The organism is Streptococcus oralis (assembly GCF_001578945.1).
Classification (GTDB): domain Bacteria; phylum Bacillota; class Bacilli; order Lactobacillales; family Streptococcaceae; genus Streptococcus; species Streptococcus oralis_Q.
Genome location: NZ_KQ969551.1, coordinates 478550 through 479827 on the forward strand (window position 1 = coordinate 478550; position 1278 = coordinate 479827).

The window sequence follows — 1278 nt, forward strand, 5'->3', positions numbered from 1 at the left end:
CCGCATCTCAATGACATTTTCGTGTGCCATATGCTCTTCCTTTCAGAGGTTTATTTTATTTCAATAAAACCTGCTAATCACATTAACAAGCTCTATTGAGACAAAAATTGTCTCAATTCTTAAAGAAGCGACCGATGGCCGCTTCCTAAGAAATGACTTTTATTCATTATTTTTCAGGAACTTTTACACTTCCGTCAAGGATTTTAGCTTTTGCATCTTCGACAGCTTTTTTCCCTTCTTCAGAAAGATTTGTCGTTACCAAGTCAACTCCTTTATCTTTCAATGAGTAGACGATAACTTGTCCACCAGGGAATTCACCTTTTTCTGTTTTGTTGGCAATATCTTTTACAGTTGTACCAACTTGTTTCAATGTAGAAGCAAGAACAAAGTTTGATTCCTTACCATCTTTAGAAGTATATTTACCTTCCGCCTCTTGGTCACGGTCAACACCGATAACCCAAACTTTTTCATTTTCAGGACGGCTTTCATTCAAAGATTTTGCTTCTGCAAAAACACCTGCTCCTGTACCACCAGCTACTTGATAAACAATATCTGCACCAGCTGCGTATTGTGCTGCTGCAATTGTTTTACCTTTAGCAGCATCACCAAATGAACCAGCGTAGTCAACTTGTACCTTGATAGAAGAATCTACTGAAGCAACACCTGCTTTGAAACCAGCTTCAAAACGTGAGATAACTTCGGATTCCATACCACCTACAAAACCAACTTGTTTTGTTTTAGTTGTTTTTGCGGCAGCAACACCTGCAAGATAACCCGCTTCGTTATCTGCAAAAGTAGCACTTGCAACGTTCTTTTGATTTTTGATGACGTCATCGATCAAGACATAGTTCAAGTCAGTGTGTTCTTTTGCTGCCTCTTCAACTGCATTTTTAAGGGCAAAACCAACACCAAAGATCAAATTATAGCTTCCTGCTGCTTGTTGCAAGTGGTTCGCATAGTCTGCTTCACTTGTTGATTGGAAGTAAGTGTAACCGTTATCTTTAGAGAGGTTGTGTTCTTTACCCCAAGCTTGCAAACCTTCCCAAGCTGATTGGTTGAATGATTTATCATCGACACCACCAGTATCAGTGACAATCGCTGCTTTTGTCTTCACATCAGAAGATGAAGCTGCGTTACGAGAAGAGCGGTTACCACATGCAGCAAGTCCAACTGCTGCTACTGCAACTAGACCAAGGCCTAGCCATTGTTTCTTGTTCATTACTGAACCTCCTAAATAAGATGTGCAACGATGTTGCAAGTATGGATTAGTTGGTCACA

Annotated in this window: 1 protein-coding gene; it reads right to left on the reverse strand. The window is 40.1% G+C overall.

The window, feature by feature from the left end; all coding sequences use genetic code 11:
- Positions 1-166 precede the first annotated feature (166 nt).
- Positions 167-1219, reverse strand: coding sequence for a BMP family lipoprotein (locus SORDD16_RS04965; protein ID WP_061452580.1), 1053 nt, complete (start codon positions 1217-1219; stop codon positions 167-169).
- Positions 1220-1278 lie beyond the last annotated feature (59 nt).

What these genes read in the sequence shown, in the direction of transcription:
- SORDD16_RS04965 (WP_061452580.1), bottom strand. Translation starts at nt 1,219, where the DNA reads ATGAACAAGAAACAATGGCTAGGCCTTGGTCTAGTTGCAGTAGCAGCA.